This is a genomic window from Mesorhizobium sp. M5C.F.Cr.IN.023.01.1.1, assembly GCF_003997585.1.
GTDB lineage: Bacteria > Pseudomonadota > Alphaproteobacteria > Rhizobiales > Rhizobiaceae > Mesorhizobium > Mesorhizobium wenxiniae.
In genome coordinates, this window is sequence record NZ_RZSU01000028.1 from 1 (window position 1) to 20,996 (window position 20,996).

General features: G+C 63.4%; 18 protein-coding genes. 7 read left to right on the forward strand and 11 right to left on the reverse strand.

The window, feature by feature from the left end:
* Positions 1-550 precede the first annotated feature (550 nt).
* The 4 genes from fdhF to glp all read right to left on the reverse strand — a co-directional run bounded on the left by fdhF (position 551) and on the right by glp (position 6,868).
* Positions 551-3,340 (reverse strand): formate dehydrogenase subunit alpha, encoded by a 2,790-nt coding sequence (gene fdhF, locus EOA78_RS13860; protein WP_127315615.1) that lies wholly within the window; start codon positions 3,338-3,340, stop codon positions 551-553.
* A gap of 1 nt (position 3,341) precedes the next feature.
* On the reverse strand, positions 3,342-5,015 hold the full coding sequence (locus tag EOA78_RS13865; protein WP_127315616.1) for an NADH-ubiquinone oxidoreductase-F iron-sulfur binding region domain-containing protein: 1,674 nt from the start codon (positions 5,013-5,015) through the stop codon (positions 3,342-3,344).
* A 228-nt stretch (positions 5,016-5,243) separates the two neighbouring features.
* Entirely contained in the window at positions 5,244-5,483 is a 240-nt protein-coding gene (locus EOA78_RS13870; protein WP_127315617.1) for a sulfurtransferase TusA family protein, read from the reverse strand.
* 128 nt (positions 5,484-5,611) lie between these two features.
* Entirely contained in the window at positions 5,612-6,868 is a 1,257-nt protein-coding gene (gene glp, locus EOA78_RS13875; protein WP_127315618.1) for a gephyrin-like molybdotransferase Glp, read from the reverse strand.
* A gap of 182 nt (positions 6,869-7,050) precedes the next feature.
* On the opposite strand from glp, the gene fdhD reads away from it, so the two are divergent.
* Both fdhD and mobA read left to right on the forward strand, forming a co-directional pair.
* Complete coding sequence (fdhD, locus tag EOA78_RS13880) at positions 7,051-7,944, forward strand: formate dehydrogenase accessory sulfurtransferase FdhD (RefSeq protein ID WP_127315619.1); 894 nt, start codon at positions 7,051-7,053, stop codon at positions 7,942-7,944.
* A complete protein-coding gene (gene mobA / locus EOA78_RS13885) occupies positions 7,934-8,566 on the forward strand; it encodes a molybdenum cofactor guanylyltransferase MobA (protein ID WP_127315620.1) in 633 nt (210 codons plus the stop codon). Before fdhD ends, mobA begins: the two co-directional genes overlap by 11 nt.
* On the opposite strand, the gene EOA78_RS13890 is transcribed toward mobA, so the two are convergent.
* Genes EOA78_RS13890 through EOA78_RS13910 form a run of 5 tightly spaced genes read right to left on the reverse strand, consistent with a single transcriptional unit; the run spans position 8,550 to position 13,935 of the window.
* A complete protein-coding gene (locus tag EOA78_RS13890) occupies positions 8,550-10,490 on the reverse strand; it encodes a molybdopterin biosynthesis protein (RefSeq protein ID WP_127315621.1) in 1,941 nt (646 codons plus the stop codon). The genes mobA and EOA78_RS13890 overlap by 17 nt on opposite strands.
* A gap of 7 nt (positions 10,491-10,497) precedes the next feature.
* Positions 10,498-11,619 (reverse strand): molybdopterin-binding protein, encoded by a 1,122-nt coding sequence (locus tag EOA78_RS13895; RefSeq protein ID WP_348628477.1) that lies wholly within the window; start codon positions 11,617-11,619, stop codon positions 10,498-10,500.
* 50 nt (positions 11,620-11,669) lie between these two features.
* Positions 11,670-12,482: a substrate-binding domain-containing protein gene (locus EOA78_RS13900; RefSeq protein WP_245477497.1), complete on the reverse strand. Its 813-nt coding sequence runs from the start codon at positions 12,480-12,482 to the stop codon at positions 11,670-11,672.
* A 35-nt stretch (positions 12,483-12,517) separates the two neighbouring features.
* Positions 12,518-13,240 (reverse strand): ATP-binding cassette domain-containing protein, encoded by a 723-nt coding sequence (locus EOA78_RS13905; RefSeq protein WP_127315664.1) that lies wholly within the window; start codon positions 13,238-13,240, stop codon positions 12,518-12,520.
* Positions 13,241-13,242: 2 nt separating this feature from the next.
* Positions 13,243-13,935 (reverse strand): ABC transporter permease, encoded by a 693-nt coding sequence (locus tag EOA78_RS13910; RefSeq protein WP_127315623.1) that lies wholly within the window; start codon positions 13,933-13,935, stop codon positions 13,243-13,245.
* A gap of 100 nt (positions 13,936-14,035) precedes the next feature.
* Here EOA78_RS13910 and EOA78_RS13915 point away from each other — a divergent pair, with 100 nt between their 5' ends.
* A complete protein-coding gene (locus tag EOA78_RS13915) occupies positions 14,036-14,911 on the forward strand; it encodes a helix-turn-helix transcriptional regulator (RefSeq protein WP_127315624.1) in 876 nt (291 codons plus the stop codon).
* Positions 14,912-14,953: 42 nt separating this feature from the next.
* On the opposite strand, the gene EOA78_RS13920 is transcribed toward EOA78_RS13915, so the two are convergent.
* Positions 14,954-15,160 carry a DUF6494 family protein gene (locus EOA78_RS13920; protein ID WP_029350232.1) on the reverse strand — a complete coding sequence of 69 codons (207 nt, stop codon included), beginning with the start codon at positions 15,158-15,160 and terminating at the stop codon, positions 14,954-14,956.
* A 109-nt stretch (positions 15,161-15,269) separates the two neighbouring features.
* Here EOA78_RS13920 and EOA78_RS13925 point away from each other — a divergent pair, with 109 nt between their 5' ends.
* Positions 15,270-16,556 carry a c-type cytochrome gene (locus tag EOA78_RS13925; RefSeq protein WP_127315625.1) on the forward strand — a complete coding sequence of 429 codons (1,287 nt, stop codon included), beginning with the start codon at positions 15,270-15,272 and terminating at the stop codon, positions 16,554-16,556.
* A 3-nt stretch (positions 16,557-16,559) separates the two neighbouring features.
* On the opposite strand, the gene EOA78_RS13930 is transcribed toward EOA78_RS13925, so the two are convergent.
* Complete coding sequence (locus tag EOA78_RS13930) at positions 16,560-18,599, reverse strand: 4Fe-4S binding protein (RefSeq protein WP_127315626.1); 2,040 nt, start codon at positions 18,597-18,599, stop codon at positions 16,560-16,562.
* A 102-nt stretch (positions 18,600-18,701) separates the two neighbouring features.
* On the opposite strand from EOA78_RS13930, the gene EOA78_RS13935 reads away from it, so the two are divergent.
* Genes EOA78_RS13935 through EOA78_RS13945 form a run of 3 tightly spaced genes read left to right on the forward strand, consistent with a single transcriptional unit; the run spans position 18,702 to position 20,985 of the window.
* On the forward strand, positions 18,702-19,439 hold the full coding sequence (locus tag EOA78_RS13935) for a biotin/lipoate--protein ligase family protein (protein ID WP_127315627.1): 738 nt from the start codon (positions 18,702-18,704) through the stop codon (positions 19,437-19,439).
* On the forward strand, positions 19,430-19,972 hold the full coding sequence (locus EOA78_RS13940) for a DUF6505 family protein (RefSeq protein WP_127315628.1): 543 nt from the start codon (positions 19,430-19,432) through the stop codon (positions 19,970-19,972). Before EOA78_RS13935 ends, EOA78_RS13940 begins: the two co-directional genes overlap by 10 nt.
* Positions 19,969-20,985 (forward strand): DUF6352 family protein, encoded by a 1,017-nt coding sequence (locus tag EOA78_RS13945; protein ID WP_127315629.1) that lies wholly within the window; start codon positions 19,969-19,971, stop codon positions 20,983-20,985. Before EOA78_RS13940 ends, EOA78_RS13945 begins: the two co-directional genes overlap by 4 nt.
* Positions 20,986-20,996 lie beyond the last annotated feature (11 nt).

Genomic DNA, 20,996 nt, shown 5'->3' on the forward strand with positions numbered 1-20,996 from the left:
AACAACCTGCGGACGGCGTTGATCTCCGTCAGATCGAGGTGTTCATCCACATCGCTCATTTTGCTTTCCTACCCCATCAAGCATAGAAAACCGGCGGACAGCAGCAGCCACATGTCATCCATAAAGCGCAATGCCAGCGCTGGGAGTTTCGTAACAATTGCGCCATGGCGAATACACGGGACGGCAGGTCGCGCACAAACCCGCTCGTCATCCTTTAGCACTGACGCCCCCCGCACATGGTCGAATATTCCATCTGCTATTTGGCCGCTTCGGGTTCGTTCTACGACCTCTTATCGGACCAAAATCATCCTCGTTATGGCGCCAGCCGCGGGCTGGGGCCAACACCGCACTCAGCATCGGACACCGCGGCGGTGACGTTGTTCTCACCTACTATAGCCGGAGCGAGGACGCTTGGGCCGTCGTCGCGGAGACAGGCAACGGGGTTGCAGGGCGGGAGCGTCTGCTCCTTAGAGCGGACCTGCTGTCTCGGCCAGCGCATCTGCCTGGCACGTCCAGCCCTCTGGGTCGTGTAGATGGCGTGATATCGGTTTCATTCGGCAGCTTCGGCCTTCGCTGCCGGCGCAATTCGCGCGGCGCAGTATTTGAACTCCGGGATCTTGCCGTAGGGGTCCAGCATCGGGTTGGTGAGCATGTTGGCCGGACTTTCGTTGAAGCAGAACGGCATGAACACCATGCCGTCGGCGACCTCCCGATCGGCGCGGAGGATGGCGTCCACCGTCCCGCGCCGCGTCTCGACCGCAATCATCTCCCCTTGGCGTAGGCCGCGCCGTTTGATCTCATAAGGGTTCATCGCGGCGATGCCGTGTGGCTCGATCGCGTCCAGCACGCCCGCCCGGCGCGTCATGGCGCCGGTGTGCCAATGCTCGAGCAGGCGGCCGGTGGTGAGCACCAGTGGAAACTCTTCATCGGGCACCTCGTCGGGCGGTAGCAAATCGGCCGGCACGATGCGGCCGCGTCCGTCCGCGGTCGGGAATCCGGACGAGAAGATGATTTCGTTGCCAGGCTTGTCGGGACCGTCGGCCGGATAGACAACCGATCCCTCGCGATCGACGCGGTCCCAGGAGATGTGTTTGAGCGAAGGCATGACGCCGGCCATCTCGGCATAAACATCCGAGACGTGGCCGTAATTCCAGTCTAGACCGATGCGCCTCGCCAGTTCGACGATCAGTTCCCAGTCCTGACGCGCTTCGCCTGGCAGTTCGAGCGCTGGACGCCCAATCTGCACCTGCCGGTTGGTGTTGGTGTATGTGCCGAGCTTTTCGGCATGCGCCGAGGCCGGCAGCACCACATCTGCGTGCCAAGCGGTCTCGGTCAGGAAGATGTCCTGCACCACGAGATGGTCGAGCATGGCCAGTGCTTGCCGGGCATGGGTTTGGTCCGGATCGGACATGGCGGGGTTCTCGCCCATTATGTACATGCCCTTGATTTCGCCTTCATGGATGGCGTCGATGATTTCGACGACCGTCAGGCCCCGTTTCGGGTCCAGCGTCTGGCCCCAAAAATTCTCGTATGCGCCGCGGATGTCGATGTTCTCGACCGATTTATAGTCGGGGAAATACATCGGGATGAGCCCGGCGTCGGATGCGCCCTGCACGTTGTTCTGGCCGCGCAGCGGGTGCAGGCCGGTTCCCGGCCGGCCGACATGTCCGGTGATCAGCGCCAGAGCGATCAGGCAGCGCGCATTATCGGTTCCGTGTGTGTGCTGGGAAATGCCCATGCCCCAAAAGATGATCGACCGCTCGGCGGTCGCGTAGGTGCGGGCGACGTCGCGCAGCACGCTCGCCTCGATACCGCATACCTCAGCCATCGCTTCGGGCGAAAAATCCTTCACCTTGGCCTTCAGCGCCTCGAATCCGGAGGCGTTGGCCTGGATATACTGCTCGTCGTAGAGCTTTTCCTCAATGATGACGTGGATCAGCGCGTTCAGCATGGCGACGTCGCTGCCGGCCTTGAACCGCAGCGAATGCGACGCATGGCGCATCAGGTCCTGGCCGCGCGGGTCAATGACGATCAGCTTGGCGCCGCGCTTGGCCGCCTGCTTGAAATAGGTCGCGGCGACCGGATGGTTGGTGGTCGGCCGCGCGCCGATGACGATGATGCATTCGGCCTTCAGTGCGTCGTTGAAGGGCGCCGAAACCGCTCCCGAACCGACGCCTTCCATGAGTGCTGCCACCGACGATGCGTGGCACAGCCGCGTGCAATGGTCGACATTGTTGGTGCCGAAGCCTTGGCGCACCAGCTTTTGGAACAGATAAGCCTCTTCGTTGGAGCCTTTCGCCGAGCCGAAGCCGGCCAGCGCCTGCCCGCCATGATCCTTGAGAATGCGCTTCAGCCCGCCGGCGGCGCGCGCGAGCGCCTCTTCCCAGGTAGCCTCGCGAAACACGGTCAGCGGATCGACGCCGCGCATGTCCAAATCGCCGGATTTCGGGGCGTCGTCGCGGCGGATCAGCGGCTTGGTCAGCCGTTCAGGCGACATGGCATAATCGAAGCCGAAACGCCCCTTGACGCAGAGCCGGTTCTCGTTGGCATAGCCGTTACGGCCATCGACCTGGACGATCTTGTTGTCCTTGACGGCAACGCTGGTCTGGCAGCCGACGCCACAGAAGGGGCACAGCGTGTCGATGACCTTGTCGAATTCCTGGATGACGCGGGTCTTGCCTGCCTTGTCCATCAGCGACTTTTCGTAGAGCGCGCCGGTCGGGCAGGCCTGCACGCATTCACCGCAGGTGACACAGGTCGACAGGCCCATCGGATCGTGCATGTCGAAGACGGGAAGCGAGTGATTGCCGCGCTCGGCCATGCCGATCACATCGTTGACCTGGACCTCGCGGCAGGCCCGCACACAGGCGCCGCAAGTGATGCAGGAATCGAGATTGACGGCGATGGCGGGATTAGTGATGTCGAATTCCGGCCGAACATCGTCGCTGGCAAATTTTGAGCTATAGCGATCGCCGGAAATCCCCATCGAACCAGCCCACTGCCAGAACATCGACTGCTGATCCGGACCGTCGGCCGCCGGCCGCATATTGCTGGCGAGAAGCTCGAACACCATCTCGCGCGATTTCCTGGCCCGTTCGGTATCCGTCTTCACCACCATTCCGGCGGAAGGTTTGCGAATGCAGGAGGCCGCGAGCACCCGTTCGCCCTCGACGTCGACCATGCACGCGCGGCAATTGCCGTCTGGCCGATAGCCCGGCATATCGACATGGCACAGATGGGGTATCCTGGTGCCTTCGCGCTTTGCAACGTCCCAAATGGTCTCGTCGTCAGCGGCTGTGACCGTTTTACCGTCGAGGGTGAATGTGACGCCATCTGCCATTTCAAAGATCATCCCTAAAATGCGTCAAAAGGTGATTGACCGGATTCGGCGCCGCCTGGCCGAGACCGCAGATGGAGGAATCGCGCATCACTGTTTCAAGGTCGCGCATCGCCGTCTCGTTGGGCACGCCCTTCTCTTTCAAGAGCGTAACCAGCTTTTCGGTTCCTTCCCGGCACGGCGTGCATTTCCCGCAACTCTCATGCCTGAAGAAATTCATGAGATTGAGGGTCACATCCTTGATGTTGTCGGCTTGCGAAAGCACGACCACCGCATGTGAGCCGACAAAGGCGCCCTGCTTGGCGAGTTCGCCCCCGAAATCCAGTTCAATGTCGCCCATCGACGCCGGAAGGATGCCCCCCGAGGCTCCACCTGGCAGATAGGCCTTGAATTCGTGCCCGTCCGCCATGCCGCCGCAATAATCCTCGATCAGTTCGCGCACGGTCACGCCGGCCGGGGCCAGCTTCACACCGGGCTCCTTCACATGTCCGGAAACCGACCAGGAGCGAATTCCCTGATGGCCGGGCTTGCCCTGCGCGGCGAACCATTCGGGCCCCTTCTCGACGATGTCGCGAATCCACCACAGCGTCTCGACATTGTGGTTGAGTGTCGGGCGTCCGAAAAGGCCTACTTCGGCAATATAGGGAGGCCGGTGGCGGGGCATGCCGCGCTTGCCCTCGATGCTTTCCAGCATCGCGCTTTCCTCGCCGCAAATATAGGCGCCGGCGCCGCGCCGCAGTTCGATGAAGCCGGTCTTGACGATGCCGGCCGCCTCGAGCGCCGCGATCTCGGCGCGCAAAATGGCGAGCACGGCTGGGTATTCATCGCGCATGTAGAAATAAATGCGCTCGGCCTCCACCGCGTAGGCAGCGATCAGCGCCCCTTCTAAGGTACGATGCGGATCGCTTTCAAGATAGACGCGGTCCTTGAAAGTGCCAGGCTCGCCTTCGTCGCCATTGATCGACATCAGCCGCGGCCCTGGATAGGCGCGCACGAAGCCCCATTTCTTGCCGGCCGGAAAGCCGGCGCCGCCGAGACCGCGCAGACCGGCGTGCTCCATGATTTCGATAATGGCATTCGTGGTCAGCACGCCATCGCGCACTTTCTGCAAAAGCTGATAACCACCGGCAGCGCGATAGGCATCCAAGCCGACATAGTCAGGCGCGGCTGCGCTGGTGTCCCCGTCTCTCGCCATCGCCAACAGCTTGTGGCTTGTCGCGTGGTCGACTTCGCGGTCGCCGACGCGTGCTGCTGGGGCGGTGGCACAGCGGCCCATGCAGGGCGCACGCATGACGCGGATGGTCTGCGGGTCGGCGTCGGTGGCCAGTTCGCCAAACAGGTGTTCCGCGCCCGCCAGCATGCAGCTTATCGATTCGCAAACCCGGATTGTCAGCGGCGCGGGCCGCGCCTCGCCTTCCTTCACGATATCGAAATGGTCGTAGAAGGTCGCGACCTCGTAAACCTCCACCTGGGACAGGCGCATGTCCTCGGCAAGCGCTCGCAGATGCGCGGCCGACAGACAACCGTAGTGGTCTTGGATCAGATGCAGGAACTCGATCAAGAGATCCCCGCGCCGTTCGCGATGGCCAAGAAGTTCCCGGACCTCGGCCAGGGCAACATCATCCAGCGCCCGCCCTTTGGGTCCGCGATCCGGGGACCGCCGTTGCTGCATTGTCATCCTCTCTCCTCCCGGGGCGAACCCTTCGTCTGAGGAAGGCGGCTCAAGCCACCATATCGTTGTCAGTTTCCCGCATTACAGGTTCAAGTGAGCCGTATCTGCCCTTGAGCCCGGCGCACCTTGAATCAAGGACCTGGCACACGAGTTGAAGCAATGCCGGTCCGGCAATTTTTAGCATCCCGGGGGCGCCGCGACAGAACTGATCTGCGCCCTGATTTGTCGCACGGCTTATACCGGGGCAGCTTGCGCCCTCACGATCAAGAAAATGATGTGGTCCCCATCCCGTTCCATCGCCTCCAGGCGGTCGCCCGTGTCGTTGATCAGATTGGGAATGTCTATGGCCGCCAGCGGATCGGTGCAACGGACCTCAAGACGCTCGCCTGGCCTTATGCCGCTCAGCGCCTTGCGGGTTTTCAGCGCCGGCAAGGGACATTTCAATCCCGTCAGATCGAGCTGTCTAGTTGTCATGGTGGCGCACCATGGCGGACCGGTCACAGGCCGTCAACGGCCACGGCCTCCCGGCTGTTGCAAATGAGAGCGCCAGGCGTCGCACAGCATTTCTGGCACACTGCGTGCCGCCGGCCCGATGGCGTTCGTCAATTCAGGTCCGAATAGGCAAGGAACTGAACGGTCTGACCCGGCTCAACCTGGGCTATTTCCTCGCCGAGTTCGACAAGGCCCTCCGTTTGAACCAAAGAAGACAGCAGGCCCGCGCCCTCGCGCGGGAATTTGACGGCTTCATATGTGCCGTCCTGCGTCCCACGCAGGCTCACCCGCACATATTCGCGTCGCCCCGGCTTTTTGCGGTAGGAAAAGGCGGCCCGCACAGGCCGCGAAATTATTGGCTGCTGCCGTGCGCCGGCCAGTGCCAAGATCGCGGCGCGCGCAATATGGGCGAATGTGACGAAGCTCGCCACCGGATTTCCGGGCAGCCCAATGAAGGCTGTTCCCCTGATCACCCCCATGGCGACGGGCCGGCCGGGTTTTATGGCCACCCGCCAGAATACCAGGGTGCCCACATTCTCTACGGCGGCCTTGACGCAGTCGGCCTCCCCGGTCGAGACCCCGCCGGACGCCAGGATCAGGTCTTGCCCTGGGGCAGCCTCGCTCAGCACATCCGCGATCAGGCTGCTGTCGTCAGTCAGAATGCCCAAATCGGTGGTCTCGCAGCCCAATCTTGCGAGCATGGCCATCAGCATGAAACGGTTCGAATCGAAAAGCTGGGCCGGTCCCCGGACATTTCCCGGCGCGACGATCTCGTTGCCGGTCGAGAAGATCGCGACGCGAATTTTGCGCCGCACATCGACCTGCGTCATGCCGAGAGCCGCGGCGAGCGCAACATCCTGCGGGCGCATGCGCTGGCCGGCCTGCAAGACCACCTTGCCTGCTGCGACGTCCTCGCCCGCCGGCCGCACGTTGGCTCCCCTTTTCAGGCCGGGCGGAAGAATGACCCTGCCGGTCTCGTCGACACGGACATCTTCCTGCATGTAAACCGTGTCTGCCCCCTCCGGCAGCGGAGCGCCGGTGAATATGCGTATGGCTTGTCCGGGCGCGGCGGGCCGATCCGGCGCCACCCCAGCCTGGATCCTGTCGCTCACGAGGAAAGCTTTTTCAGCAGTTCCCGGCAGGTCGTCGCCGCGCAGTGCATAGCCGTCGACGGCTGAGTTGGTGAAAGGCGGCAGGGGCAGCGGCGCCACTAAATCTCGGGCCAGGACTCGCCCATCGGCAATCGCCAGCTGGATGGTTTCGGTCCCGTCAACAACGGTCAGCCGTGAAGCAATCAGTGCGGCGGTATCATCGACCGATCGCATCGGGCCGCCGAAAGCGAAGCAGTCGTCTGAAAGTTGCGCCATCGAGCCTTCAGCCTCTGTGGATCTGGCCGAACCGGCAGCTCGGCGCCATCCGGCAAGCCCAGTCTGCGCTTATAGGCGCTTTTGTCGACCGGCCTTCGTTTGAACAGGGTATATAGTAGACGTCAAGCCGAAGGTAAGGCATCCACCCCGGCGAGCGGGATTGCAAGTTTCAAGAGAGCGCCATGCAGCAGATGAAAAGCCGACCAGACCCCGCCATCATCATGCCGAACCCGGAGGACATCCGATTGACCGAACAGGTCAGCGGCATCGATCATACGGGCGCCGCTATTCAAGTCCGCGTCCCCGTCGAACGCCCGCTGACGCTCTATCTGAATGCGCAGGAGATCGTAACGATGATGACGATCAGCGACTATCCCGAATATCTGGCACTGGGCTACCTGCTCAATCAGAATATGCTCAAATTCGACGACGTCGTAACCGAAGTCGAATATGACGACGACCTGCAAGTTGTGATTGTTCGTACCGAGCGCAACACGAATTACGAGCAGAAGCTCAAGAAACGGACGCAGACTTCAGGCTGCGCGCAAGGTACGGCTTTCGGCGATCTTCTCGAGGCGCTCGAGAAGACCGCTCTGCCGGCAGCCGTACTGCACACCTCCTGGCTTTACCAAATGACCCGCACGATCAACACGACGCCGTCGCTCTATCTTGAAGCGGGCGCGATTCATGGCTGCGTGCTTTGCAAGGAAGGCACGCCGATTTGCTATATGGAGGATGTCGGGCGCCACAATGCCGTCGACAAGATCGCCGGCTGGATGTATCGCCACGGCATCGATCCGGCCGACAAGATCCTTTATACGACGGGCAGGCTGACCTCGGAAATGACGATCAAGACGGTTCGAATGGGCATTCCGATCCTCGTCTCACGCTCCGGTTTCACCGCCTGGGGCGTGGATTTGGCGCGTCAGGCAGGCTTGACGCTCGTCGGCCGGGCGCGCGGCAAGCGGTTCGCCGTGCTGTCGGGCGAGGATCGGATCGTCTTCGACCAGGACCTCGCTTCCGTCGACGAGGAAGCTCCTCGTCACAGACGCAAGGGAGCCGCCGATGGCGAATGAGAAGGTGCCCACCCTAGGCGTCGTTCTCGCCGGGGGGCTCGCCCGGCGCATGGGCGGTGGCGACAAATCCATGCGTCAGATCGACGGACTGACGATCCTCGATCGTGTCCTCGATCGCCTCGGCCCGCAATGCGACGGGCTCTTGCTGAATGCCAATGGCGACCCCGCCCGCTTTGACCGCTTTCGCCTTCCAGTCGTCGCCGACCCGGTCGACAACTATCCGGGGCCGCTCGCTGGCGTGCTTGCGGGCCTCGACTGGGCTGAGGAGAACAGGCCCGACGTCGAATGGATCGTCAGCGTCGCGGCGGACTGTCCTTTTTTGCCGCGCGACCTTGTCGAACGGCTGCATCGGGCGCGCATGGCGAAAGGTGCGGATCTGGCGGTGGCGATGTCAGCGCATCGGACGCATCCTGTCATCGGACTCTGGCAAGTTGCGATGCGCGATGAGTTACGCCATGCACTCGTCGAAGAGGGCATTCGCAAGATCGACCTCTGGACGGCTCGCTACCAGGTTGCCACCGCGTCCTGGCCTGCCAAGCCGGTGGATCCATTCTTCAATGTCAACACGGTCGAAGATTTTGTCGAGGCGGAACGGCTCTGGCACCTTAGCCAGGTCGGGTAAAACCCATCCGCTCGATCCCCTCGTTGAATTCAGGCGAAGTGAGCGCGGCAAGGAAGGCCTGCACCGCCGGTCGCTCTCTGCGGGCAGAGACAAGCGCGAAATCATAATGCTCTTCCTTGAGCGCAATGAAACCGAGCCCGGCTGATTGCGCCACCGGCGCAATCGTGACGCCCCAGTCTGCTCGGTTCTGTGCCACGGCCGCCGCGACGGCATTGTGCGAGCGGGGCTGGTTCCAATATCCGTCGGGCCGCGCCGGACCAAGCAGTTGGTCGATCAGGATGCGCGTACCCGAGCCCTGGTTGCGGTTGACCATCATGCAATTGGGATCGGCGAGTGCGGCACGCACCGCCTCCTGCGGGTCGGCCCCCTGGAAGCGCACGTCGCTCGGGCGGAACACGATGCCCTGCATGCGCCGCCATCCCTCCACGAGTTCGAGGCCGTCGCTCAGGAACGGCGCATTGTAGCTTTGCGTCTTGGTGTCGAAGAGGTGGATGGGCGCGATATCGCACTCGCCTCGCTTTGCCGCGGCCAGGCCGCCCAGGCTCCCGACCGCGATAGACCGCACCGTCAGGCCGGCGCGAAACAGAATGCCCACAACGAGATCCAGGCCCGTGCAGTTGCTGCCGATCACCACGAGATCGGGAACACGGACGTGCGGTGTGAACAGCGTCACCGACGCCTCGCTTCCGGCAGGCATATTGTCGGCTAAAGCTTCGATGCTGATGAAGCCATCCGCCTGGGCAAAAGACGTTATCGCCCCCGAGCCCTTGCCAGTGGGATAGGCGACCAGCCCCTGCTCACCCTCGACCAGCGATACCATCACGAACTCCGTGCGGCCGAGTTCAGAAGGAATACGCAGCGGAACCTTTGCCGTGACCTTCGCTTCCGTCCGAGGCGGCAGGCCCGCGATGCGGCGCAGCAAAGGTAGGATCATGTCGTGGAAAGTGAACATGGCCGAAGTCGGAAATCCCGGCAGCACGACGACCGGCTTGCCGTCGCAAACGGCGAGACAAAGCGGCTTTCCCGGCTTCAGCGCCACGCCATGGGCAACGATGCCGGGCGCACCGAGACGGTTCACGATGCGGTGGCTGACATCACCCGCGCCCTTGGACGTCCCGCCCGACAGTATCAGCACGTCATGGGCCGCTAGCGCCTCGCGCATGGCGGCTTCCAGCTTGGCTTCGTCATCCGGATACGCGCCGAGAAAGCTCGCCTCGCCGCCACTTTCAGTTATCGCGGCGCTGACGATTGCGCCATTGGCGTCGTAAATGCCGGCGGGCCGCAAAGTGTCGCCCGGTTGGACAAGTTCGTCGCCAGTCGACAATACTGCCACGCGAAGCTTGCGCGCCACCGTCACCAGCGCAATTCCGCAAGCGGCAAGCATGCCGATTTCTCGTGAGCCGATCACCGTTCCGGCGCGCAGCAGAACCTCACCGCGGGCAATGTCGGATCCGGCATGCGAGATGAACTGGCCGGGCGAGGCTCCGCGCCTGACCTCGATGGCATCACCTTCGGTTGGTTGAGTGTGCTCCACCATGACGATGGCATCGGCGCCGCGCGGCACGGGCCCGCCCGTCGAGATGGAGGTGGCGGTGCCTGCGAGCACAGGTATTTGCGGGGCGACACCGCAGGCGATAGTTTCGTGGTTGAGCAGGAGCCTGGCAGGAAGGGCCTCCGATGCGGTGGCCATGTCGGCGGCGCGCACGGCAAAACCATCGACGTTCGAACGGTCGAAGGGCGGCACGTCGATAGGAGCCGTGACATCATCGGCAAGCGCCAGCCCAAGGGCATCCGCAAGCATCAGCTCTTCGGTTGGAATCGTTCGCGGCGATAGCGCCGCCTCAAAACGGGCGAGCGCCTCGTCGCGCGACAGGACCGTCAGGAACTGCTCCTGGCCGGTATCTTGGCGGGTGGATCTGGTCATGACTTACTCATCTGGGATCATCGAAGACAAGGGCGCCGACAGGTGTTCCCGCAGCACACCCCTCACTGCCGCCTGGGATAGCAAGCCATGCATCCGCAATGCGGATCGCGTCCAGGGAAAAATCTCCTATCGCAAGTGGCCCCCATCTGTCTTGTTCCTGCTTCAGGAGGACGATCTCGGCCAGCCCGACCGTAGAGGAGATTTTTCGCTCCAGCGCCAGGACCGTCTCTCGCCGGGCGTTCCTGCCCGACAGGCGATCGATAGCCGGCTGAACCAGCGCAAGAAAGGCGGCAAAGGCCTGATCGGGCGCGCCGGGCAGAGCAATGATCGGGACCGCGTCGAGCCGGCCGATCGCCGCGGTTCGGCCGGGCTGCAGCGCTATGTTGTGGGCGATGAGCGCGCCGCGCGCCGCAAGCGCGTCGGCTGTTGCGTCGGCGCGACCCGCACCAGTGCCTCCAATCAGGATGATCAGATCGCCGGCTGCACTCGCAAGGGCCTGGGCGACGGATCTGGCGTCGCGCCTAACCGTTTCGATATCGAACACCGTCGCGCCAGAGGCTCTTGCGAGGTCGGCGACAAGATGCGCCGTGAAAGTATCGCTCGCCGGCGCGGCGACATCGATCAGGCGCACCTCCGGCGCCCGCACCGCAATTTCGCCAATCCCTACATTTCGCACGGCTAGGAGGTCTGCGGCTGACAGCCTGTGCCCTGCAATAATGAGCGGTCGGCCCGCCTCCATGTCCTCGCCAGCGCGTCGCACGCCCTGGCCCGGTGCTGCTTCCTCGAGCGCCTGGGGCATCGGCCCGCTGCAATCGATAAGATCGGCATCGAGAACGCAATCGCATCCCTCCGGCATGGCGCCGCCTGCCTCTACCCAGACCGGAATTGCCATCAGCGGCAGCGGCGAGTAGGCCGACGCACCGGCAAGATCGAGCGCGCGACACGCCCAGCCATCTGTCTTTGCCGTGTCGCGGATGGGCTGCGGATATGCCAGGGGCGGCATAGCGGCCCCAATCTTCCCAAGCGTCTGGTGAAGCGGCAAAAGAGTGGGCGCAACCGGCACCACCCCGTCGAGGAGAGCGGCGACAGCCGCTTCGAGACCGGTCAGCGCGCCGATGGAAGGCTGCATTCTCGTCATGTCCGATGATGGGGCAGATGCGAACCGCTTTGCAACCGACTTCAGAAGCGCTCCTGCTCAGCGTTCGGGAAGAAGAGTTGCTGGCCGTCAATATTGTATTCGCCAATCGCCTGCTGTCCTTCAGGCGAGATCAGCCAATCTATGAAGCGTTGGCCGGGTTCAGCCTTGACGCTCGGATGCCTCGCGGGATTCACAAGCATGACGCCGTACTGGTTGAACAGCCTTTTGTCGCCTTCGACCACGATCTCCAGTTCGCCGCGGTTCTTGAACGCCAGCCATGTGGCGCGATCGGAAAGCACATAGGCATCCATGGCGCTGGCTGTATTGAGCGCAGCGCCCATGCCCTGCCCTATCTCCTTGTACCAGGGCCCCCTCATCACCGCGATATCGACGCCTGCCGTCTTCCAAAGTCCGAGTTCTGCAAAGTGGGTTCCGGATTTGTCGCCGCGGGAAACAAAAACAGCTTTTTTGCTCCGGATCGATCTCAAGGCGACTGCGATGTCCGGCGAACCCTTGATGCCGGCCGGGTCGCTTCTGGGCCCGATCAGGACGAAATCATTGTACATCACATCGAATCGTCTCACGCCAAAGCCTTGCTGGACGAATTTCTCCTCCTGCTCCCTGGCATGGACCAAGACCACGTCTGCATCTCCCCGGCGGCCGGCGTCGAGGGCCTGGCCGGTTCCCTGCGCGACCACCCTCACCTCGATACCGGACTTCGTGGCGAACAAAGGCAGTATGTGGTCGAAAAGGCCGGAATCTCGCGTCGAGGTCGTCGAGGCCACTACAATCGAGCGCTCCTGCCCGCCGGCCAATGCGCCGCTGGAGGCGAGGGAAGTCAAAATGACCGCAATTGCGGCAAACAGTCGAGGGTTGAGCACTTCCGCAGTCAAAGGACGAGCTCTCCTTGGATAAAGGCGGCAGCTTCTGCGGATGAGGGGCGATCAAAAAAATCAGCGACGCTGGCGTGCTCGCACAGTCGGCCGCAAACGAGGAAGACGACATCTTCCGCGAGCCGGCGCACCTGCCCGAGATCGTGCGAAGCCATGACGATCTTTGTGCCTGATTGGGAGGCCATGAGGATGATCTCCTCGACATGGCGGGTAGCCGCGGGATCGAGGCTGGCAGTGGGCTCATCGAGCAGCAGGATCTCGGGTTCGCGCGCCAGTGCGCGGGCAAGCGCCACGCGCTGTTGCTCGCCGCTGGATAAGCGCCGCGCAGGTCGCGCCGCCAGGCCCAGAAGGCCCACACGGTCGAGAAGTTCCTCGGTGCGCGCCGCGCGACGGTGGCGCGGACAACCAGCTTGCGCCAGTCCGTAGGCCACGTTGGCGGCGGCGGAGCGGCGCAGCATAACCGGTTTCTGGAGCAGCATTGCCCGGCGCCCTAGCCCGCGATCGGTGCGCCCACCCCAGCTCACAGTTCCTGCGGAAGGCGCGGCAAGTCCCATGCAAACCCGAAGCAGTGACGTCTTACCCGCCCCGTTGGGACCGAGCACGAGTGTCGGCGCGCCAGGAGTAATCGCTAGGTTCACGCGGTTAAGCATTGTCGTGGCGCCGGCGCTGAGCGAGACGCGGTCCAGAATGAGAGGAAGGTCGGCAAGCGAGGCACGCATCATCAAGCCACCCGTTGCTCCGACCACAATCGCAGGCCCCAGGCAGCGGCATTGATGGCAAGAATGAGGCCGATCAGGATGACGCCGAGCCCCATCGCGAGCGGCAGGTCTCCCTTTGAGGTTTCGAGCGCGATCGTGGTCGTCATGGTTCGGGTAAAGCCCTCTATGTTGCCGCCGACGATCATTACTGTGCCGACTTCGGCCGCCGCCCGCCCGAAGCCGGCGAGCATTGCGGTAATGAGGCTGAAACGGCTGTCCCACAAGAGCGTCGCCACCCTGCCTGTCGGACCGACGCCCATCGCTGTCAGTTCGTCGCGATATTCGCGCCACAAATCCTCGATGGTCTGGCGCGTCAGAGCCGCGATGATAGGCAGGACGAGAAGCGCCTGCGCGATGACCATGGCGGCCGGTGTGAACAGCAGGCCGAACTCGCCGAGCGGCCCTGATCGGGATAACAGCAGGTAAACGGTCAGGCCGACGACAACGGGCGGCAGGCCCATGAAGCCGTTAACGAGTACGACGAGCGCGGAACGTCCCGGAAAACGCGTCAGTGCCAGCAACGCCCCGAGCTGCAGTCCCACGACGGCCGCAATTGCAACGGCGGCCAGGGTGATGGTTAGCGAAAGACGCACTATCGAGATCAGCGTCGCGTCGCCGTTCGCGATGAGCTGCCATGCACTTAGGCCTTCTGACATTCCCTTTCACCTGCGCCGCGTCATCCTGCTATTTCTGCTGCATTCCTTCCGCATTCGTCAAACAATTGAACTTGCGCAGGAATATGCATAATATTGCAGGATGGATTTGCTGACGACTGCGGAGGCCTCAGACTATTTGCGCCTGGGCGAGCGCAAGCTTTACGAACTGGTCGCCAAAAACAGGATCCCGTGCAGCAAAGTAACGGGCAAGTGGCTGTTTCCGCGCACCGAACTTGACCGGTGGGTTCTCTCGGGATTGGCGCATCCTGAGGGAATGATTCCGCCCGAGCCGCCGCCCATAGTCGGCGGTAGCCAAGACGATCTGCTCGAATGGAGCCTTCGCCAGGCAGGCTCCGGCCTCGCCTCGCTGACCGAGGGGACGGGAGCCGGCGTTGCGCGTCTCTTGCGTGGCGAAGTCGCCGCTGCGGCGATCCATTTCCACAATGATGCGGCTGATCCCAATGTGGAGGCCGCGCGCGCAATGCCGCGGCTGCACGATGCGGTGCTGATCGGTTTCACGCGGCGCGAACAGGGCCTGCTGCTGCCGCCGGGCAACCCCCGATCGCTCAACAGCCTGGCCGATGTCCTTGAAAGCGGCGCCAAAATGGCGGTGCGTCAAACCGGGGCCGGGGCCCAAATGCTGCTGGATGTCTTGGTCGCGCGCACCGGCGCCAGCCAGAAGCGGTTGAACTGGCTCGCGCCGCCATGCCTGACAGGGCCAGATCTCGCAGCCGCGATCCGGACCGGGAGGGCCGATTGCGGCATCGCCACACGCGCCGCCGCGCGCGCCGCCGGCCTAGAGTTCGTATCATTGGCGTGGGAGAATTTCGATCTGCTGATGCGGCAGCGAACCTATTTTCAGCCTTCGATCCAGGCGCTGATCCGCCTCATGGCTCAGGACAGCTTCGCCCGGCGCGCCGCAGAACTCACGGGGTATGACATGAGCCCGGCCGGGCAGGTCCGGTTCTTCCATTGAGATTGGGTGTCAATGGGGCGCCAGGAGCGCCGCCGCACCTATTCAGCCAAGGTCGATTTCGCCTTCGACGACGTGGTGCAGACCGGCGCGTTCAGCCGTAATCACGGCCCTCACAGTCAGGCGCCCCTGCCCTTTCAGTCCCCCATCCGCCACGGCCTTTTCGATCGCCTGCTGCGAGGTTACGCCGACCTGCTTCAGGAATTTGCGCATCGACACGTTGAAGGGATCGGTTTCCATGTTTTGGGTCATATGATTGCCTCTAATAGCTGTGACGGTGCGGCTGGTCGGGTTGCGATCGCATGCTGCTCTCCGGCGAAGGCGCTGCCGGCCAGCGGAACACGGAAACGTACGATGCGCAATGCATAAGACGCTGGCAATAGCTTTGCTCGCTGCTGTTTTCCTCGCCGGCGCGACGACACATGGCGCGGAACTGCGCGGGCATGGCGGTCCCGTGCGGGCGATTGCTGTGGCGCCGGACGGGAAGACGGTGGCAACCGGCAGTTTTGACACCAAGACGATCATCTGGTCGCTGGAGACCGGCGAAGCGCGCGACGTGCTGCTCTTTCATGAAGGTGAGGTAAGTGCTGTGGCTGCGCTGCCGAACGGGCGCTTTGCCAGTGCGGGTGCGGATGGTCGCATCGCGATCTGGCAAACCGGCCGAGGCGATCCGGCCGACATTCTGGAGGGTCACACCGGACCTGTCGCCGACCTCGAACTGTCACCCGACGGATCGATGCTGGCTTCGGCGTCCTGGGACACCACCGTCCGGCTCTGGCCCCTTGCTGGTGGGCAAGCGCGCGTCCTCGAAGGCCATGGCGCAAACGTCAATGCACTCGCCTTCCTGGCGGACGCAACCCTCGTCAGCGCCGGCTATGACGCCACAGTCATCTTTTGGCCGAGCCAGGCTGGGGCGGCGCCGGTTCGGACCGTCATGCCGACGCCGCTCAACACGCTGGTAAGAGCGCCCGGCGACCGCCTGTTCGTCGGAGGTGCGGACGGGCGGGTACGGTTGCTCGATCGACGCGGCAAAGTGCAGTTGGAAGTTCAGGTCTTACGCAAACCGGTGATTGCTCTCGCCGCTACGCCAGACGCGAACTATCTCGCCGCCGCCGGCATCGGTGATGGAATCCTGTTGCTGGACGCTATGAGCCTCTCCACCATCCGCACTCTCGACACATCCCAAGTGGCGGTATGGTCGCTTGCCTTCGCGGCTGGTGGCAAGACGCTTCTGGCTGGCGGCGCCGACCATCTGGTGCGGGAATGGAATATCGAGACGGGCGAGCGCCTTGGGGCCGCTACGGCCGGCGGGGCCGATCCGATGGCCAGATACGCGGGTAACCCGGACGCGGAAGTATTTCGCGCCTGCGTAGCTTGCCATACGCTCGACCCGAAGGACGGCCATCGAGCCGGGCCGACGCTGCATGGCATTTTCGGGCGCAAAATAGCATCCGTGCCGGGTTACCACTATTCGCCCGCTTTCCGAAAGATGGACATCGTCTGGACACCGGAAACAGTGTCAGAGCTGTTCGAGTTGGGTCCGAACGCCTACACCCCCGGCACCAAGATGCCTGAACAGACGATCAGCAACGCCGAGGATCGGGCAGCCCTAATCCGCTTTCTTCAGGCCGAGACACGTACTGACTAGGGCTCAGACCGCCTTATCGCTCGAGCTCTTGCGCTGCCGCAGATAGTCTTCCGTGGTTCGCGGCGGCGAGCGAGCAGGGCCGGCATAAGGATCGAAGCCCTCATTCATGGCCGCATCGACACGGCAATTGTCGCACATCCGTACAAGGTCGAGCCGCCGTGCGTTCTCGCCTGCAAACATCCAGTGTTTGCCTTCGAGCTTGGCGACGATCCGCTCGACAGTGCTCCTTGTGCCGAACGGCTTCGCGCAGCGTATGCAGTTGTACGGCTCCTCTTGCTTTAAGATGCGGCTGCGAGCGCCCCATGCCTGGAAATCCACCTGCGGCGTCAAGGAGATGACCTTCTCCGGGCAGGTCGCGGCGCAAAGGCCGCACTGCACGCAGGCGCTCTCGGAAAAATATAGGGCCGGCTGCTGCTCGTTGTCGGAAAGCGCCCCTGTTGGACAGGCCGAAACACAAGAGAGGCAGAGCGTGCAGCCGTCGACATTGACGTCCAGGCCGCCGAACGGAGCTCCAGCAGGCAACGCCACGCGGTCGACCGGCGTCGGCGCAGCTCGATGGAGCTCGACCATGGTGCTCGTCAGCAAGCTGCGCTTCTTGCCGAGCGGCAGGAATGCCGCCGGACGCCGCGATGCAACGTCTGGGGTAATCAGGTCGAGCGCCGAGGCGAGGATGTCGGGATCGTCCGCTTCGATCAATCCGCAGACCTCCGCACCATAACCGAGAGACCGGCTCAGAAGGTTGCCGATTGCGATGTTTGCGGCGATTCCCGTAAGCTCATGCCTTGGCTTGGCCGAGGACAGCGCCCTTACGGCGCAAGCGCCCCAGGCGACCGGCGCGGTCCACGCCTCGACCCCTAACTGGGTTATCTCGTTCACGGCGACCGGCAGGACATTTGCGGGCAGACCCGCGCCGAACTGGGCGAGAGCGTCGATCAGCGGCTCGCCATGGCCGAGATCATGGAAAAGCACGATCGCATCCAGGCCGCCCGCCTCCCGATAGGTGAACAGAAGCGTCCGCAGCCGCCGGAGCAGCGACTCTGCATCCGGCACGGCGTAGGCCGCAGCACCCGTGGGACATGCCGCCGCGCAGCTGCCGCAGCCGGCGCATACTTCCGCATTGATCGCGACGTGGTTGCCGGCAGGCGTTATCGCCCCTGTCGGGCACAGGTCGAGGCACCGCGTGCAGCCGGTGATGCGCGATCTCGAATGGGCGCACAGATCGGCGGAGAAATCGATGAAGCGCGGCTTGTCGAACTCGCCAACCAAGTCGGCGGCCCTTGCTATGGCAATGGCGACGGAGGCGCGATCGCCGGGATCGGCCTTCACGTAGCCGTCGCGCAATTCATGAGCAGGGAAAAGCGGAACTCCGCCGGAGAGATCAAGGATGATGTCGGCGTTCGAGACCGCTCCATCGCGCGCTACCCCGAAACGAAGCCGCTCGCGCGAAGATGGACTGGGCGCCGCGAAATCGTCGACCGTCAGCTCGAAGGCGCCAAGATGGCCGCGCGCTTTGCGGATCGTGCCCTGCATGACGGGAAAATCCCAGACCCGGTGCGGCGCAATTTCGCGCGGACGGCTAAGCAACACCGTGACGTCCAGCTTCTCGGCGAGTTGCCGGCCCGCATCGATCGCCATCGCGTCGCAGCCATAGACCAGGACGACACCATTGCTCGAAAGCGTAACGAGGGCGGGCGCCGAAGCGGGTTCGGCCGCCATAGCGAGCAGAGCCGCCGCTTTCGGGCCGGCGCCAGCAGCGCCTTGCGACCAGCCCCCTGTCTCGCGAATGTTTGCGAAAACCAGATCGCCTGCGAAACCGAGTTCCTCGGCGAGCTCGCCGAAAAGCGGCGCCTGTTGCGTGCAGCTGATGGTGACTGCTTCGCCGCTGCCCAGTGCGCTGCGCACCCGATCGAGCTCCGCGCCGCAGAACTGGTCCCCCGCCTCGACCCGTGCGCCCGGGCATCCGCGGGCGACGCTGGCGCCGAAGCCCGGCATGCTCCGCTCGCAGGAGCAGACCAGGACCGTGGGTCTTTTGGCCAGGCTCATTCCGACTCCCGTGGCATCTTCCTTGCCCACGCGGTAGCGCCTCTTCCTCGGAAGTATTATAAAGACATTACAGTCGCCGTCATCAAAATATGGATCGGCACTATGCGCCCATCTGTCAGCGACCTCCAACTGCCACCGCCTTACAGCCTCGTGCCGCTGAGAGAGGCAGGCGACGCCTTCGCGCATGCCTGCGCGATCGCGGCGGAGGAAGGCGCAGGCACGCTCGCCTGGGTGCGCCGCTACGATCTGGCCGAATTCGCAGTGGTGCTTGAGCCTGAGGAGCCCCTGGAGGAAGCGCGTCGCGCGATCTATGCAGGCATGAACGCGCTCGCCGATGCGCTTGCGGTCCATGCTCCGCCGTCGCGGCCCATCACCTTCGACTGGCCAGACACTATTCGCGTCGACGGAGTTCTCGTCGGCGGCGCCCGCCTGGGCTGGCCAGAAGGAGCACGGGAGCACGAAATCCCCGACTGGCTCGTCTTCTCCGGCATGATCCGCACCGCCGTCATCCGGGCCGGCGAGCCCGGTCTGCGTCCGCTGCTTGGCGCGCTTGACGAACTAGGCTTCGCTGCGCTCGATGCCGGTGAGATCGTTGCGAGCTTCTCCCGCCATCTGATGGCCGCATTCCACGAATGGAGCGACACCGGCTTCGGTTCGATCGCCAGCCGCTGGCTCGACCGACTGCCCCGAAAGGGCGATGAGCATCCAGAGCTTGCCGGCAATGGGGATCTACTGATTTCCCACAGGACCTCTCAAAGGCTTGGCGAGCGAAAAAGCCTGCCTGAAGCGCTTGCCAGACCTTCCTGGCTCGATCCGAGGACGGGAACGCCATGGCTTTGAAGCTGCCGAGAACGATCCGCCTCGATGCTTCGGACACGTTTGTCTATTCGCGCGCTGCAGAACCAGGCGAATGGGCCGTGACCGGCACCTTCCTGTTCTTCGGCGCCGATACGGCCACGCTTTCCGGCAAGGAACGGCAGGCGTTCCGCGCCGGGTTCCTGGGCATTGACAGCTTCGGCTGGTCCACCCTCGTCGTGGTCACGGACGCGACCGCGCATGATCGCGCGGCAGCCGTCGATCGGCTGGCCGAGCAGCTTGTGGTGCGATGCGGTGCGCCGGACATCGAAACGGCGCGCGCCGCCGCCGAAGAGGAGATAGCCTTCGCGCAATCGCTGTGCGAGCACCCGCCGAACACGCTAATTGGGGTCAACCGTACCAGCGAACAGGCCGGCATCCGGGAGTCGTTCCGCACCTTGCATCGTAAGGCGAGCCGGCTGGAGCCGGCAACGGCATTCCGCTTCGTCGAAATCGAGGGCGAAGACGCGTCGGCGGAAAAGTTCGATCTCCTTGCATTCGCCGGGAGGCAGAAGTGAAGGATTTCTGGGTTTCCTCAGGTCATCACCTTCTCGACAGAGATGAGGCCGGGCGCCTGCTCGTGACCGACTCCTTTCTGAAGGCATATTTTGCGCGGCCAGAGCTTCTCCCCCCTGAATCCGCCTGCCCGGCGGAGTTGCGCCTGCATCACGAGCTTTTGATGCATCATCCGCGCCGGCCGGTCGCAAAGGAGGAGATCGCCGCCTTGGAGGATCCGGATGCGCGCGAGAACTGGGAGTTCATGATTGCCTTTCGCGATCATGTGCTGGCCGCTCCCTCACTCGAAGCCGCATACCTCGCGCTGGCGCGCGGCTCGGCGGAAAATATTCCCCCGGTGTTCATGAACCAGCTTGCGCAGGTCGTGCTGCGCAATGCGCTGGATGGTCAGCATGACGCCTGCGTTCTGCGAGCCGCTGAGCTGTTTTATCGGCCGCAACGCGTGACGTCTCACGAGGGGGCTGTGCTTCTCGCCGATGCCGAAATAATTGCACTGCATGAACAGAACCGCCATGCCTCGCCGCTCCTCAACATGCTAGGTGGCCCAGCTGTCACGGAACTCGAGATACTCGACGAGAGGAATCCCGAGAGTTACTTCGCCAGGAGCGACGCTTTCGATATGGTGCTCAAGCTCGGCAGCGCCCGGGGTCCGGCCCGACGCGGCCTTGCGACCGCAATGGAGATTTGGATTCGCCATCTTGTTGCGGTGGGCGTGGAGATCGAGCCGGTGGAGCGGATCGAGGACGAGGACTGGGCCTGGTTCGTCGGCCTCGACGCCGAAGCGACCCGCATCGGCAATACGCTCTGGGCCGGCGGCGAACTCGACCCGGAGACAGCAAAGCGCGTCATTGCACTATTCCGGCTCACCTTTTCCAACATAGGCGAAGTTCAGCCGGAAGTGGGCGCCAGGCCCGTCTGGCTCATAATGGCCATGACCCCCGACCGAACGATCCGCATGAAGCCGCAGAACCTCATCGCAGGCCTGCCGTTTCGCGCCCCGGGGACGGTGAACTAAGAGGATTGGTG

Bases quoted from the DNA above. Each gene is read 5' to 3' on its own strand.
- fdhF (WP_127315615.1), bottom strand. From the start codon at position 3,340: ATGGCAGATGGCGTCACATTCACCCTCGACGGTAAAACGGTCACAGCC.
- EOA78_RS13865 (WP_127315616.1), bottom strand. From the start codon at position 5,015: ATGACAATGCAGCAACGGCGGTCCCCGGATCGCGGACCCAAAGGGCGG.
- EOA78_RS13870 (WP_127315617.1), bottom strand. From the start codon at position 5,483: ATGACAACTAGACAGCTCGATCTGACGGGATTGAAATGTCCCTTGCCG.
- glp (WP_127315618.1), bottom strand. From the start codon at position 6,868: ATGGCGCAACTTTCAGACGACTGCTTCGCTTTCGGCGGCCCGATGCGA.
- fdhD (WP_127315619.1), top strand. From the start codon at position 7,051: ATGCAGCAGATGAAAAGCCGACCAGACCCCGCCATCATCATGCCGAAC.
- mobA (WP_127315620.1), top strand. From the start codon at position 7,934: ATGGCGAATGAGAAGGTGCCCACCCTAGGCGTCGTTCTCGCCGGGGGG.
- EOA78_RS13890 (WP_127315621.1), bottom strand. From the start codon at position 10,490: ATGACCAGATCCACCCGCCAAGATACCGGCCAGGAGCAGTTCCTGACG.
- EOA78_RS13895 (WP_348628477.1), bottom strand. From the start codon at position 11,619: ATGCAGCCTTCCATCGGCGCGCTGACCGGTCTCGAAGCGGCTGTCGCC.
- EOA78_RS13905 (WP_127315664.1), bottom strand. From the start codon at position 13,240: ATGCGTGCCTCGCTTGCCGACCTTCCTCTCATTCTGGACCGCGTCTCG.
- EOA78_RS13910 (WP_127315623.1), bottom strand. From the start codon at position 13,935: ATGTCAGAAGGCCTAAGTGCATGGCAGCTCATCGCGAACGGCGACGCG.
- EOA78_RS13915 (WP_127315624.1), top strand. From the start codon at position 14,036: ATGGATTTGCTGACGACTGCGGAGGCCTCAGACTATTTGCGCCTGGGC.
- EOA78_RS13920 (WP_029350232.1), bottom strand. From the start codon at position 15,160: ATGACCCAAAACATGGAAACCGATCCCTTCAACGTGTCGATGCGCAAA.
- EOA78_RS13925 (WP_127315625.1), top strand. From the start codon at position 15,270: ATGCATAAGACGCTGGCAATAGCTTTGCTCGCTGCTGTTTTCCTCGCC.
- EOA78_RS13930 (WP_127315626.1), bottom strand. From the start codon at position 18,599: ATGAGCCTGGCCAAAAGACCCACGGTCCTGGTCTGCTCCTGCGAGCGG.
- EOA78_RS13935 (WP_127315627.1), top strand. From the start codon at position 18,702: ATGCGCCCATCTGTCAGCGACCTCCAACTGCCACCGCCTTACAGCCTC.
- EOA78_RS13940 (WP_127315628.1), top strand. From the start codon at position 19,430: ATGGCTTTGAAGCTGCCGAGAACGATCCGCCTCGATGCTTCGGACACG.